We start from the raw sequence: 13111 nt of genomic DNA, 5'->3' as shown, positions 1-13111 counted from the left end.
CGGATCAGATCCTGATCCCCCCGGATGTGGATGGAGTGCTACCGGCGGTCAGCCGGCCCAAGCGCCCTCGGGAACAGGGGTGGCGTTGCCCGAGTGGTCGTGAAGATTTATCACGGGGTGGGGGGTGATCAGCGGAGTTTTATGTGGCGCACGCCACAAAAAAATACGGACAAAGGGCGTGCAAGATGACAGAGCGGACGCTCTGATAACGCATTCGTTATCCGGATTTGAGCGTCCGCTGAGCGAACAGGGCGTGAACGGCCGGCCGGTCAGGCCATCAGGGTCGCGACGAGGGACTCCTGGAGCGCCCCCAGCCAGAGGTATGCCATCACCATCGGCTTGCGCGGATCGGAGTCCGGCAGCCGGTACAGCTGCTCGCTCTCCTCGTCGTCCGTGATCTCCAGCCGGGTCCCGATGGTGAGCCGGAGGTCGTTGAGCGCGCCGAGCCAGGCCCGGGAGTCCTCCGGAGTGAGCTTCAGGACCGCGCCGCCCTCCCCCGCCGCCTCGGCGGACAGGGAGTCCAGGGCGCGGACGACCACGAGGGCGTCCTCGCGCTTGCGGGCCCGCAGGTCGTTCTCGGTGTAGCGGCGGAAGTCGGAGGCGGCCGCCCGCAGCTCCTCGCTGTCGTCCCCGTACGCGTCGGGGAAGAGGCGCCGGAGGGCGGGGTCGGACGGGGGCTCGCTCGGCCCCTCGGCGAAGAGCGCGGCCAGCGGGTCCGCGTCCGCGGCGGGCTCGTCGCCCGGCCCGATCAGCTCCATGAGCTGGACGGCGAGGGAGCGCAGGATGGAGATCTCGACGTCGTCGAGCGCGACGGCCGCGCCGCCGCCGGAGAGGGCTTCGAAGTGGCCGGCCATCAGAAGCGGTCCTGGGAGAGGGTCGCCCACAGGCCGTAGCCGTGCATCGCCTGCACGTCCCGTTCCATCTCCTCGCGGGTGCCGCTGGAGACCACCGCGCGGCCCTTGTTGTGCACGTCGAGCATCAGCTTGTGCGCCTTGTCCTTGGAGTATCCGAAGTACGACTGGAAGACGTACTCCACATAGCTCATCAGGTTGACCGGATCGTTGTGCACAAGGGTCACCCAGGGCACGTCGGGTTCGACGACCGCGGAGACCTCCTCGGCCGATTCCGTACGTTCGATCTCAATAGGCGCGACGCTCACTCACACCATGTTGTCACCCCTGGGGGCCCGTCGCGCAAACGGGGCACCCGGAAGGACCCACTGTGCGGAGCCACTATTCGTCACTCTGACGATTTCTGCGCTAGCATCGCTGGCATGAACGCTGCGGACCTTGGGCTGCCGGTGGACGTGCCGTCGACCGCGCTCTTCACCGATCAGTACGAGCTGACCATGCTCCAGGCGGCCCTGCGGGCCGGCACCGCCGACCGGCGCTCCGTCTTCGAGGTCTTCACCCGGCGACTGCCCGAGGGGCGGCGCTACGGCGTCCTCGCGGGCATCGGCCGGGTCCTGGACGCCGTCGAGAACTTCCGCTTCGACCCCGCCGTCCTGGGCTTCCTGCGGGAACGCGCCATCGTCGACGAGCCGACCCTGGAGTGGCTGGCCCGCTACCGCTTCTCCGGCGACATCTGGGGCTACCCCGAGGGCGAGGTGTACTTCCCCGGCTCCCCCGTGCTGCGCGTCGAGGGCTCCTTCGCGGAGTGCGTGCTCCTGGAGACCGTGATCCTCTCGATCCTCAACCACGACTCGGCCATCGCCGCCGCCGCCTCCCGCATGTCGGCCGCGGCCGGCGGGCGGCGCCTCATCGAGATGGGCGCCCGCCGCACCCACGAGCTCGCCGCCGTCGCCGCCTCCCGCGCCGCCTACGTCGGCGGCTTCGAGGCCACCTCGGACCTCGCGGCCGGCTTCCGCTACGGCATCCCGACCGTCGGCACCTCCGCCCACGCCTTCACCCTGCTCCACGACAGCGAGCGGGACGCCTTCCGGGCCCAGGTGGAGACCCTCGGGCGCGGCACGACCCTGCTCGTCGACACGTACGACGTGGCCGAGGCCGTCCGTACCGCCGTCGAGGTCGCCGGGCCCGAGCTCGGGGCCGTCCGGATCGACTCCGGCGACCTGCTGCTCGTCGCGCACCGGGTGCGGGCGCAGCTCGACGAGCTGGGCGCCCGGGACACGAAGATCGTGGTGACCTCGGACCTCGACGAGTACGCCATCGCCTCGCTCGCGGCGGCTCCGGTCGACGCGTACGGGGTGGGCACGCAGCTGGTCACCGGCAGCGGCCACCCGACCTGCTCCATGGTCTACAAGCTGGTCGCCCGGGCCGCCTCGGCCGACCCGAAGGCGCCCCTGGTGCCGGTCGCCAAGAAGTCGCTCGGCGGCAAGGCCTCGGTCGGCGGCCGCAAGTGGGCGGCCCGTCGGCCCGACGCGGCCGGGGTCGCCGAGGCGGAGGTCGTGGGCACCGGCCCGGTCCCGCCGGAGCTCGCCGGCCACCAGCTGCTCGTCGAGCTGGTCAAGGGCGGCGACGTGGTGGCCCGGGAGCCGCTGGAGGCCGCCAGGGCGCGGCACATCGCGGCCCGCGCGGGGCTGCCGATGTCGGCGATCCAGCTGTCGCGGGGCGAGCCGGTCCTGCCGACGGAGTACGCGTAGCCGTACACGTAGCAGTCCTCGGGACCGCCCCCTCCCGAACGGAGGGGGAAGTCTCTAGGCTCGAAGCCTCCCTTCCGACGCGCTAAGGACACCCGCCATGCACCGCGCATTGATCGTTGTGGACGTTCAGAACGACTTCTGCGAGGGCGGCAGCCTCGCGGTGACCGGCGGCGCGGACGTCGCCGCCGCCATCACCGACCTGGTCGGCCAGACGGCGGGCACCTCCTACCGGCACGTCGTCGCCACCCGCGACCACCACGTCGACCCGGGCGAGCACTTCGCCCCGGCCGGCGAGCAGCCGGACTACGTGTCCTCCTGGCCGGTGCACTGCGTGGCCGGGACGGAGGGCGTCGGCTTCCACCCGAACTTCGCGCCCGCCGTCGCCAGCGGGGCGATCGACGCCGTCTTCGACAAGGGCGCGTACTCCGCGGCGTACAGCGGCTTCGAGGGGTTCGACGAGAACGGCATGACGCTCGCGGAGTGGCTGCGCTCGCGGCACGTCACCGAGGTCGACGTGGTCGGCATCGCCACCGACCACTGCGTCCGGGCCACGGCCCTGGACGCGGCCCGGGAGGGCTTCCGGACCCATGTCCTGCTCGACCTGACGGCCGGGGTGGCCAAGGAGACCACGGACCGGGCCCTGGAGGAGCTCCGGACGGCGGGCGTGGAGCTGACGGGCAAGCCGGTGGTGGCGTAGCGCCCAGGGCCTGTCCGGCGGATCAGGGTCGGACCCGGCCATGATCCGCCGGACAGGCCCTACGCCGCCGGCTCCTTCGGCAGGGACCGTACGGGGTGCCACAGCTCGTGGACGTGGGATCTCCAGAGCAGGCCCTCCGGATGGTGCAGGACCGCGGTGATCTCGTCCGGGGTCGGCGGCTCCGCGTTGCCGCGGAGGTAGACCGCCCGGAGCCCCAGGTTCCGCAGCCGGGTCAGGGCGCGGGCGCGGTTGGCGGCGTGGACCAGGAAGCGGACGGTGGCACCGTCGCCGGCCGGGCTCGGGAGCCCTATGGCGACGACCACACTGCCTCCCGGCAGCTTGCAGAACCCTCCGTTGGGCATGCGGAACCACTCCCCCGTGGATCAGATGTCAATAAGAAATGCGTCAGACGCACCTAAACACGATCGGCCGCCGCCCGCTAGAGGGCGACGGCCGATCATGATCTGACCTGCGGTTTTACCGATTACTTGGTCGAGGGACCGACCTGAACCGTGATCGTCTGGCCATCCTTCGGCTCCTTGACGACCTGGATCTTGGTGTTGGTGTCAGTTACCTGGACACCGGCGCGCGGGTTCTCGGCGAACCAGTAGACGCCCTTGCGGTCGTCGAAGGTCGGGTTACCGGCCTGCGACGGGACCCAGGTGGCGACGTCCTTGAAGTGCAGCTGGAAGCCGTCCGTGCGGGAGAGGCTGAACGGCGAGTCGTACGCCTGGATGCGGTTGCGCATCAGGCTGCCGTCCGACCACTTCAGCGGGCTCGGGTGGGAGTCGATCGGGAGGACCCGACCCACGCCCGGGTGCTTGGAGGTGTTGTTGTCCTTCTGGGACAGGTCCCACTTCCAGATGAGCAGACCGTTCTGGTACGGGTAGTGCTCGACCCAGCTCGCCTTGTCACCCGTGAAACCGAAGTTGTACGGGCCGACCTTGAGGGTCTTGTCGTACGAGACGTACTGGCGGTTCTCCGCGATGTAGTACTGCTCGTACTCCTTCGTGAAGCCCTTGCCGACACGCGAGAAGCCCTTGGCGACCCAGCCGTTGTCACCGTTCTCGGCACCGTCGGAGAAGACGGAGGCACCGTCGGCGGTCACCGCGATGGCGTCGGCCGTGAAGCCCTTGCCGCCCGCGCCGCCGTCCGTCTGGTAGCGGAAGCGGAGGTCGAACTTCTTGCCCGCGTAGGCGTCGAGGGAGTACGAGAGCTTCTTGTACGCGCCGGAGACGTCGGTCAGCGCCGGGGCGCCGCTCGCGTCGCGCGGCAGGGCCTTGCCGTCGGCGGTGCCGTCGAGGGCGGTCCAGTTGGCACCGCCGTCCGTGGACACCTCGGCGTAGAGGTAGTCGTAGTCCTTCTCGATGTCCCACCAGCCCTGGAGGTCCAGGGAGGCCGAGGACTTGCCCGTCAGGTCGACGGAGCGGGTGAGGGTGTTCTTGAGGTCGTCACCCATGTTGCTCCACCACTGGGTGGCACCCTCGGCGGGAGCCACGATGTCGGTGGTGACCTGCTTCTTCGGCAGCTCGACGACGAGCGCCTGCGGGTTCTTGGTGTTGTACTCCGAGACGCCCAGCTTGTGGGTGGTCTTGGTGGAACGCTGCCAGTCGCTGACCTTGGCGTAGTTCAGCCAGCCGAGCTGGAGCTTGTCCCAGGCGTTCATGTCGCCGGGCAGGTCTCCGATGGAGTCCTTGCCCTGGCCGAGCCAGGAACCGGACGACATGAGGGTCCAGAACCCGGTGGAGTTCTCGCCGCCCGAGGTGTCGTAGTGGTCCGGCAGACCGAGGTCGTGGCCGTACTCGTGGGCGAAGACGCCGAGGCCGCCGTTCTCCGGCTGCATCGTGTAGTCGCCGACCCACATGCCGGTGTCACCGATCGGGGCGCCGCCGGACTTGTTGTTCGCCGGGCCGGTCTTGCCCGCGTCGGTGCCGTAGGCGTACCAGCGGTGGGCCCACAGGGCGTTCTTGCCCTCGGCGCCGCCGCCGGCCGACTCGTCCTCGCCCGCGTGCACGAGCTGGAAGTGGTCGATGTAGCCGTCGGCCTCGTTGAAGTTGCCGTCGCCGTCGAAGTCGTAGCGGTCCCACTGGTCGTACTCGGCCAGCTGGGCCTTGATCTCGGCGTCGCTCTTGCCCTTGGCCTTCTGGTCGGCGACCCAGGCGGTGAGGCCGTCACGGACGGTGTCCCAGACGTTGTTGCAGTTGTGGTCGCCGCACCAGTTCGAGCCGTAGCGGGCCTCGTTGTACGGGACCTTGACCCAGTCGGAGACGGTGCCGTCGACCGAGTACCGGCCGGACGAGGTCTTCTCGTAGAAGGTCTTCAGGGACTGCTTCTGGCTTCCGTCGGCGTTCTTGCCGGTGCCGAAGTACAGGTCCTGGAAGTGCTGCTGGTTGTAGTCCGCCTGCCAGGCCGTGGAGTTGTCGTGCGCACGGTCCGGCTGGGCTATCGCGTTGTGCAGCGGGCCGGGCTCGCCGCCGTACTTCGGCTTGAGCTCGTTGGTGTCGTCGTCGTCACGGTCGACCAGGGTGGTGTTGTCCACCTGGTCGCCGAACTCGACGAGGATCGTGAAGATCTTGTCGGTCTTCTCGCGGCCGAGCTCGACGTACTTCTTGTTGTCGAGCTTGACGACCTTGGAGCCGCCCCGGTTCTGGACCGTGGCCTCGCCGTTCAGCACCTGCTCCAGGGCAGCCTGACGCTGCTGCTCCTGCTGCTCGCTGTACGGACCGGGCAGGTCGTGGTCGACCGTCGTCTTGTCGACGGTCTGGATGCCGGCCGGCGTCACGCTGCCGTGATTGTCGGCCCAGGCGGTGGTGAAGGTCGAGGCGGTGGCGGCGGTGGCCGCGAGCGCCACGACGACTGCGGACGCTCTGATCGCCCGTCGTCTGTTGGTCACTTGATGTTGTCCTCCCCGGCGCCCTCGCCCTCGGACCGAAGGTGGGGTGTCCGTCCGGCGGGGGTCGCGCGTCACAAGTGACGACATTCGACCGGAGTGGGACGAGAAAAGACAGATCTTGACTTGAACGGGTCAACTGCACTATGCAGGACTGGATTTCCGATAATCGAACATCCAGCGGGCGCGCAGTGAAGGAAGATTGACGGTTTCGTGCCCCCGTGCGCCCCCCGTGCAACAGCGCCGTGGGTAAGGTCACGCTTACCTGTCACACCGCCCGGGCATCCACCGTCGTAGAGTCGAACCGAAGTCTCGAGGGGCGGTACCCGTCATGCAGCGTCCGAACGCCGCACAACTCACCTACGGTTCGGCCACCGTCGTCCTCGCGACCGTCGCCCTGCTGTTGCTCTCCGGTACGACGACGACCCTGGGCATCGCGGTGATCTGCACCGCCGGCCTGCTGCTCGGCGCCCTCGTGGCGGTGACGATGCCGGTGCGCGAGCGGCCCGTCAATACCCCGGTGGACGAAGCGATCCGGGTGCCGGCCCAGCGCGTGGGCGCGGGGGCCGATACCCGGATCGGTTCGTGACGCTCCGTCCGCATTACTGAGGGACGCTCACCACCACTGTCTTCGCCGCCTTGTCGTGCAGACCCTGCTTGTACGGCTTGTCGACCGTGATCAGGATCAGCAGGAGCAGCGGCCACAGGCAGGCGCAGCAGATCAGCGCGGGCAGCCAGAGCACGACGGCCCGCAGCAGCGACTGGCTCATCGGGGGCGTCGTCCCGTCGTTGAGCATCGCGACCCGCAGCTTCATCAGCTTCTTGCCGAGGGTCTGGCCGTTCTTGGCCGTCAGCACCGTGTCGTACGCCACGTACGCGACGATCGTGATGAGCTGGAAGACCAGCTGGCTGCCGCCGTTGAGGCTGTTGACCGTGTTGTCGAAGCCGTCGCCGTCCCGGGTCGCCCGCTGGTAGATGTCGAACGGGATGCCGATGATCGCCAGCGGCACCGCGATGATCACCCAGTCGATGAGCCGCGCGAGGATCCGCCGGCCGGTCTCGGCGAGCGGCGGCATCCCGGAGAGCGGATCGGTCCCTCCGTAGCCGCCGCCGCCGTAGCCGCCGTACGGAGGTGGGGGCGGGGGCATGTTGTCGTACGGGGAGCCGTACGGGGAGTCGTACGGACTCCCCGGGGGCGGGCCTCCCGGCGGCGGCCCTGACGGCGGCGGCCCTTCCGGCGGTGGCCCTTCCGGCGGCGGCCCTTCCGGCGGTGGCTCCGGGGGCCTCTTGCTGAACGGGTCGTCCTCGGGCGGCTGGCCGGGCGGCGGCTGGTCGGTGCTCATGGGGGCAGTGCATCCCGGCCGTGACGGCCCCGCAAGGAATCACCGCCCGTTCGGGGGACGACGCTCCCCCCGACAGTCCCCCGCCGCTCTCCGCCGCTCCCGGACGCTCCCCGCCGCTTTCTCAGCGCGCGACGAACGTACGGGCCGCCTTGTCGTGCCAGCACTGACGCCAGGGGCGGTCGAAGAGGCACCACAGGACATTGAGGACGCCGACGGCCAGGAGCCCCAGGACGCTGTAGACGAGCCAGCGGCGCAGCGCCTTGCCGAAGGTCGGCGGCTGGTGCGCCTCGATGTCCCGCACCTCGATCCCGCACAGCTTCTTGCCCAGCGTGCGGCCCCACTTGGCGGTGGGCAGCGCCTCGTACAGGACGCCGATGACGAACAACGAGGCGAGCGCGATGCCGAACTGGACGGAGGTCGTCGTGTCGAGCAGCCAGACCTGGACGGTGGTGCCGGACTGCCGGGCCGCCTCGATCTTGTCCTCGATGTGGTCGACGGCCGCGGTCACGAAGGGCAAGGAGGCCGCGCCGACCAGCGCACCCAGGACGACGCTGTCGATCAGCCGGGCGAGCAGACGCCTGCCGAGCCCGGCGGGGCGCGCGGCGGCCTGCGCGCGGGCGGCCGCCTGGAACACGTCCTCGACGGGCGGCTTCCACGGGACGACCGGCTGCTGCTCCTGGGGCTGAGGTTGGGGCTGAGGCTGGGGCTGGGGCTGCTGGGCCCAGGAGGGCTGGGAGTGTACGGGGGCGGGCGCGGGCGCCGGGGCCGGTGTGGGAACCGGTGCCGGGGCGGGCGCGGGGGCCGGGGCGGGCGCGGGCGCCGGGGCCGCCGCGGCGGGGGCCGCGGACTGCTGGGGCTGCGGCCGGGGCTGGGGAGTCGGGGAGGGGGCCGGGATCGGGGTGACGGGCATGCCGCCGAGGCGTGCCGCTCCCCCGGTGGCCCGGGGGTCCGCGACGGGGGCCCGCTTCTCCTCCGGCTCGCTCCCGCCGGCGACCGGCCACTCGGCCGGGGTGCGCGGGTCGGGCGTCCGGGGCGTGCCCCAGGAGACCTTCTGGTCGAGGTCGCCGCCGAAGCCGGTCTGGCGGGAGGAGTCCGCCTGCCAGGCCGACGCGGGCTCGGGCGCGAGCGGTTCCTCGTCGAAGAAGACGGGCCCGGTCTCCTCCACCGTGGGTACGGGGGCGGGGGCAGGGGCGGGGGCGGGTGTCGGTGCGGGGGCCTGCGCCTGGGCGGGCACGTGCGGGACGGCCTGAACGGGCGCGGCGGGCTGCGCCGGTGCCACGGGCTGCGCCGGGGTCGCGGACTGCGCCGGTGCCGGCTCGACGGACCGCGCCGGTGCGGCCACCGGGGCCGGGGCGGGGGCCGGGCTGGAGGCGAGGATCGGGCCGGCCGGGATCGCCGAGGCGGGAGGACCGGACGGAACCTCGCCGTCCGCGGGGGCGGGCCGGCTCGTGCCGGGCACCCACGCGCCCCCGTTCCAGTACCGGATGTATCCGGGAATGGACGGGTCCGGGTAGTACCCCGCCTGCGGTACCTCTCCGCCGCCTCCAGGAGGAGTAGCCACTGCCCCGACTCCGTTCAGTCACAACGCCTTTGATCCGCACGGCCGCGCGCCGGGCGTGCCGCGCCCAAGGAGGACAGTAACGAAGAACGTCCCCGAGGGGACAAGGAGCCCGCGAGAAAGCCCGCCTTCGGGGGACACGTACCGGAATCGATCACTCCCGGTGATGTTCGGGCCGGTGCATCCCGTCCGTCGTCGCGTCCTCCGTCCCGCCCGAAGTCCTACCGAAAAAACTTCCCGAAAAAACTTCTCGAAGTCGCGTAATGAACCGCGACCACCCCGCTCTCTCCAGGTGAAGGCCCACAGGGGGCCCGCACGCGAGAAGGAGCAGGACCATGCAGAACACCGACAACACCACCGTCGAGCGCGAGCTGGAACTGAAGCTGGTGCTCTCCCCCGAGCGCTCCGTCCCCGTCCCCGCCCGGCTCGCCTACCGGACCGACGACCCGTACGCCGTCCACATCACCTTCCACGTCGGCACCGACCACCCGGTCAACTGGACCTTCGCGCGCGAGCTGCTCGTCGAGGGCGTCTTCCGGGCCTGCGGCCACGGGGACGTCCGCATCTGGCCCACGAAGGTCGACGGCCGCAGCGTCATCCTGATGGCGCTCTCCTCCCCCGACGGCGACGCGCTGCTCGAAGCCCCGTCCGCGCAGGTGTCCGCGTGGCTGGAGCGGACCCTGCGCGCGGTGCCGCCGGGCACCGAGTCCGAGCGGCTCGGCATCGACGACGGGCTCGCGGAGATCCTCGCGACGACCGTGGTCGGCGACGACCTGTGGCTGCGCGACCCGTGGCCGTCGGACGAGTCCCAGGACGGCGAGCTGTGACCCCCGTACCCCTGGACAGGGATTCAGAAGAGCTTTCCGGGGTTGAGCAGCCCCAGCGGGTCGAAGGTGGCCTTGATGCCCCGCTGGAGCTCGAGACCGACCGGCCCCAGCTCCCGTGCCAGCCACTCCTTCTTGAGGACGCCCACGCCGTGCTCGCCGGTGATCGTGCCGCCGAGGGAGAGCCCGAGCGCCATGATCTCGTCGAAGGACTCCCGAGCCCGCCGCGACTCGTCCTCGTCGGCGTGGTCGAAGCAGACGACGGGATGGGTGTTGCCGTCGCCGGCGTGCGCGCAGACGCCGATGGTCAGGTGGTACTTCTCCGCGATCGCCGCCGTGCCGTCGAGCATCTCGGCGAGCCGGGTCCGCGGCACGCACACGTCGTCGATCATCGTCGCCGACTTGATCGTCTCCAGGGCGGTGAGGGACAGCCGGCGTGCCTGGAGGAGGAGTTCGGACTCGGCGACGTCCGCGGCCGGGACGACCTCGGTGGCACCCGCCGCCGCGCACAGCTCCCCGACGGCGGCCAGGTCGGCGGCCGGATCCGGGGTGTCGAAGGCGCACAGGAGCAGCGCCTCGGTGGTGTTCGGCAGACCCATGCGCGCCAGCTTGTTGACCGCCTGGACGGTGGTGCGGTCCATGAGTTCGAGCAGCGAAGGGGTGTGGCCGCGCTCCATGATCGCGCAGACGGCCTCGCAGGCGGCGGCCGCGGAGGGGAACTCGGCGGCGAGCGCGAGCTGCGCCGGGGGCTGCGGCCTGAGCGCGAGGACGGCCCCGACGACGATGCCGAGGCTGCCCTCGGAGCCGACGAAGAGCCGGGTCAGGTCGTACCCGGCGACGCCCTTGGCGGTGCGCCGACCGGTGCGCAGAAGCCGCCCGTCGGCGAGGACGACATCGAGACCGAGCACATACTCGGCGGTCACCCCGTACTTGACGCAGCACAGGCCGCCGGAGGCCGTGCCGATGTTCCCGCCGATGGTGCAGGTCTCCCAGCTGGAGGGGTCCGGCGGGTAGGAGAGGCCGTGTTCGGCGACGGCGCGGGACAGCACGGCGTTGACGACGCCCGGTTCGACGACGGCGATCCGGTCGACCGGGTTGATCTCCAGGATGCGGTCCATCTTGACGAGGGAGAGCACGATGCAGCCGTCGGAGGCGTTGGCGCCGCCTGACAGGCCCGTGCGGGCGCCCTGCGGGACGACGGGGACGCGGAGTTCGGTCGCGGTGCGCAGGACGTGCTGCACCTGCTCGACCGTGCGCGGGAGCACGACGGCCGCGGGGGTGCCGGCCGCGCAGAAACTCGCCATGTCGCGCGTGTAGGAGGCGGTGACGTCCGGGTCGGTCAGGACGGCGTCGGCGGGAAGTCCGGCTCGCAGGGCCGCTTGGAGGGCCGCGTGAGGCGTCTGTAGATCGTCCATGGTCCCAGCGTGGCAGCCGGGGCCATCGGTGTGAACCGTTCCTGGCGATGCGGGCCGGTGTTGGCCGAATCGCGCGAAACCGGACTGGTCCGGTGACCCTCCGAACGGTCTTGAAGGTTGGGGAACAGCGCGAGTTGATCACCTTGGCGCAGTCGAGTCTTGCCGCCTTCGTCGGGCGTGCTCGCTGTCCTGGGTGGACTGGCGGTCCCACGCGTCCTCAAAGCCGGTACGGCCTGGCCGGTAGCTCCTCGCTCCGCGATCCTCCGGTCGCGTGCGGTCACACCTGGCCGTCGCCGTGCTCGGTGTCCGAGGGCGCGTCGTGCGATGGTCACCGAGGCACTGTGGTGTCTGGTGACGGTGGTCTGCTGGTTCTGCTGCTGGAGCGGTTTCTTCCAGTACCGGCCACCCCAGACGCTCGTGTATGCCGGGTCGACGACGATCACCACCAGGCCCTGGTGGTAGGCCATGCCGCGCAGCCGGTCGCGGAAGCGTGCCGTGGGGATGCCTGCCACGGTGCGGCGGAAGGTCTTGCCGCGCTTGCCCCGGCCCATCGTTTCCCGGCCGCTGGTGCGGGCGTCGTCGAAGCCGAGGTTCTCGATCGCGATGCCGGAGCAGTGGTGCGCACGGGCGATGTGGATCAGCTCGGAGATCGCGTTCCGCAGCCGCCCGTCCCGTTGGGCAGTCGGGCCGGTGAGGTCCATCGGTACGGTGACCGGCTCGCCGACAGGATTGCCGTGCGGGTCGATGACGTACGCGGCGAGGTGGTCGGCGTTCAGGTCGACACCGAGCAGATTCTGCCCGGACTCGCGGATCTCCTGCGGAGTGCGAGGCACGGCGGTGTCGGCGGACCAGGACGCGTCCAAGTACCAACGGTCACGGACCGGATCGTGCACGATGTCGTAGCGGACGGCCCGGTTGGCGGTGACCCGGTCCAGCCACTCCTCACGCCGGTGCGTGAATCGAACGTGGCATGAGAGCTTGTACCGGCCGCGGGGGGCGTTCGCCAGATGCCGCAATGGCTCGGGCAGCACGATGCTCACCGAACCGTCGTCTGGCACAACGGTGATGGTGTAGTTGCCATGCGGCGCACCGGACTCGCCGTCGGCGGTCAGGAACAGGCGGGCAGCGTCCCACTGCCGCCGCCACTCCGCCTCTGTGAGCCGGGCACCGGCAAGGTTGTGACGCGTCTTCGCCAGACGCCGGCCACCCACGACGATGCTCGGTTGACCAGCCTCGATGAGTTCCTCGGCCTGCGCAAGGCGGGACTTGAGCATGGCGAGACGTCGCTGCTTGGCCCACCGTTCACCCTGGTACGCATAGCCCGGCATCCTGCCGCTCCGCTTCCCGCACGGCACCGCAAGCCGCTTCTCCATGGCGCGCACGGCCCGGCGCAGACCGGCCCGCTCATCGAACAGGCAGCGCAGAGAAAGCTGGTACTGGTCCTCCGACGCCCTGGTCATCGCGCCCGCCCAACGGGAGGAGGACACAGCGGTGAGGCTCTTCTTCCGCTCCGCCCTGCGGTTCTCCTTGACCGGGACCCTGCCGATACGGACACGCTCCGCGAGATCAGCTCGCTGAAGGCGACCCAGGTGTTCGCCGACGAGCCGCACAACCGCCGCCTCGACCACGGTGACACGGAGGCGATCCCGGATCCGGGCGCCGGAAGGCGCCGCAGCGGTGAAAGGAGCCGCGATCGTGCGCAGTTCACGCCTCTCGTGTTTGCGTGCCACCAGCCCCCTCCCCTCTCCCCAGCAGCGTCGAATGCATCGACCATCACCGATC

At 70.6% G+C, this 13111-nt stretch carries 12 protein-coding genes; 4 read left to right on the top strand and 8 right to left on the bottom strand.

The features are described 5' to 3' along the window. Positions 1-269: 269 nt before the first annotated feature. The gene (locus AC07AW_RS07180; protein ID WP_478814483.1) at positions 270-854 is read right to left on the bottom strand and encodes a DUF2017 domain-containing protein; all 585 of its coding nucleotides are present in this window, start codon (positions 852-854) and stop codon (positions 270-272) included. Further along, the gene (clpS, locus tag AC07AW_RS07175) at positions 854-1159 is read right to left on the bottom strand and encodes an ATP-dependent Clp protease adapter ClpS (RefSeq protein ID WP_041129438.1); all 306 of its coding nucleotides are present in this window, start codon (positions 1157-1159) and stop codon (positions 854-856) included. The genes AC07AW_RS07180 and clpS overlap by 1 nt, the downstream gene beginning before the upstream one ends. Before the next feature lie 114 nt (positions 1160-1273). Here clpS and AC07AW_RS07170 point away from each other — a divergent pair, with 114 nt between their 5' ends. Next, complete coding sequence (locus AC07AW_RS07170) at positions 1274-2602, top strand: nicotinate phosphoribosyltransferase (RefSeq protein WP_478814482.1); 1329 nt, start codon at positions 1274-1276, stop codon at positions 2600-2602. A 97-nt stretch (positions 2603-2699) separates the two neighbouring features. Continuing rightward, the gene (locus tag AC07AW_RS07165; protein WP_478814481.1) at positions 2700-3299 is read left to right on the top strand and encodes a nicotinamidase; all 600 of its coding nucleotides are present in this window, start codon (positions 2700-2702) and stop codon (positions 3297-3299) included. A gap of 59 nt (positions 3300-3358) precedes the next feature. Here AC07AW_RS07165 and AC07AW_RS07160 read toward each other — a convergent pair whose 3' ends face one another. Both AC07AW_RS07160 and AC07AW_RS07155 read right to left on the bottom strand, forming a co-directional pair. After that, on the bottom strand, positions 3359-3661 hold the full coding sequence (locus AC07AW_RS07160; protein WP_478814480.1) for a hypothetical protein: 303 nt from the start codon (positions 3659-3661) through the stop codon (positions 3359-3361). 122 nt (positions 3662-3783) lie between these two features. Continuing rightward, positions 3784-6192 carry an immune inhibitor A domain-containing protein gene (locus AC07AW_RS07155; protein ID WP_478814479.1) on the bottom strand — a complete coding sequence of 803 codons (2409 nt, stop codon included), beginning with the start codon at positions 6190-6192 and terminating at the stop codon, positions 3784-3786. 328 nt (positions 6193-6520) lie between these two features. On the opposite strand from AC07AW_RS07155, the gene AC07AW_RS07150 reads away from it, so the two are divergent. Then, positions 6521-6778: a hypothetical protein gene (locus AC07AW_RS07150; RefSeq protein WP_478814478.1), complete on the top strand. Its 258-nt coding sequence runs from the start codon at positions 6521-6523 to the stop codon at positions 6776-6778. A gap of 13 nt (positions 6779-6791) precedes the next feature. Here AC07AW_RS07150 and AC07AW_RS07145 read toward each other — a convergent pair whose 3' ends face one another. Together AC07AW_RS07145 and AC07AW_RS07140 are read right to left on the bottom strand one after the other, a co-directional pair. Then, complete coding sequence (locus tag AC07AW_RS07145) at positions 6792-7532, bottom strand: RDD family protein (protein WP_478814477.1); 741 nt, start codon at positions 7530-7532, stop codon at positions 6792-6794. Positions 7533-7653: 121 nt separating this feature from the next. Continuing rightward, a complete protein-coding gene (locus AC07AW_RS07140) occupies positions 7654-9093 on the bottom strand; it encodes an RDD family protein (protein WP_478814476.1) in 1440 nt (479 codons plus the stop codon). Between the two features lie 332 nt (positions 9094-9425). On the opposite strand from AC07AW_RS07140, the gene AC07AW_RS07135 reads away from it, so the two are divergent. Further along, the gene (locus tag AC07AW_RS07135; RefSeq protein WP_478814475.1) at positions 9426-9917 is read left to right on the top strand and encodes an SsgA family sporulation/cell division regulator; all 492 of its coding nucleotides are present in this window, start codon (positions 9426-9428) and stop codon (positions 9915-9917) included. Between the two features lie 23 nt (positions 9918-9940). On the opposite strand, the gene AC07AW_RS07130 is transcribed toward AC07AW_RS07135, so the two are convergent. Both AC07AW_RS07130 and AC07AW_RS07125 read right to left on the bottom strand, forming a co-directional pair. Beyond that, positions 9941-11329, bottom strand: a complete 1389-nt coding sequence (locus tag AC07AW_RS07130) for an FAD-binding oxidoreductase (protein ID WP_478814474.1) — start codon at positions 11327-11329, stop codon at positions 9941-9943. After that, positions 11254-13059 (bottom strand): nuclease/transposase family protein, encoded by a 1806-nt coding sequence (locus tag AC07AW_RS07125; RefSeq protein ID WP_478814473.1) that lies wholly within the window; start codon positions 13057-13059, stop codon positions 11254-11256. Before AC07AW_RS07125 ends, AC07AW_RS07130 begins: the two co-directional genes overlap by 76 nt. Positions 13060-13111: the final 52 nt, after the last annotated feature.

It is taken from the genome of Streptomyces sp. NPDC044003 (genome assembly GCF_056435185.1).
Note: the sequence above shows the minus strand (reverse complement) of the source record. Positions and strands in the feature narration are given on the sequence as shown.

What these genes read in the sequence shown, in the direction of transcription:
- AC07AW_RS07180 (WP_478814483.1), bottom strand. Translation starts at nt 854, where the DNA reads ATGGCCGGCCACTTCGAAGCCCTCTCCGGCGGCGGCGCGGCCGTCGCG.
- AC07AW_RS07160 (WP_478814480.1), bottom strand. Translation starts at nt 3,661, where the DNA reads ATGCCCAACGGAGGGTTCTGCAAGCTGCCGGGAGGCAGTGTGGTCGTC.
- AC07AW_RS07150 (WP_478814478.1), top strand. Translation starts at nt 6,521, where the DNA reads ATGCAGCGTCCGAACGCCGCACAACTCACCTACGGTTCGGCCACCGTC.
- AC07AW_RS07130 (WP_478814474.1), bottom strand. Translation starts at nt 11,329, where the DNA reads ATGGACGATCTACAGACGCCTCACGCGGCCCTCCAAGCGGCCCTGCGA.
- AC07AW_RS07135 (WP_478814475.1), top strand. Translation starts at nt 9,426, where the DNA reads ATGCAGAACACCGACAACACCACCGTCGAGCGCGAGCTGGAACTGAAG.
- AC07AW_RS07145 (WP_478814477.1), bottom strand. Translation starts at nt 7,532, where the DNA reads ATGAGCACCGACCAGCCGCCGCCCGGCCAGCCGCCCGAGGACGACCCG.
- AC07AW_RS07170 (WP_478814482.1), top strand. Translation starts at nt 1,274, where the DNA reads ATGAACGCTGCGGACCTTGGGCTGCCGGTGGACGTGCCGTCGACCGCG.
- AC07AW_RS07165 (WP_478814481.1), top strand. Translation starts at nt 2,700, where the DNA reads ATGCACCGCGCATTGATCGTTGTGGACGTTCAGAACGACTTCTGCGAG.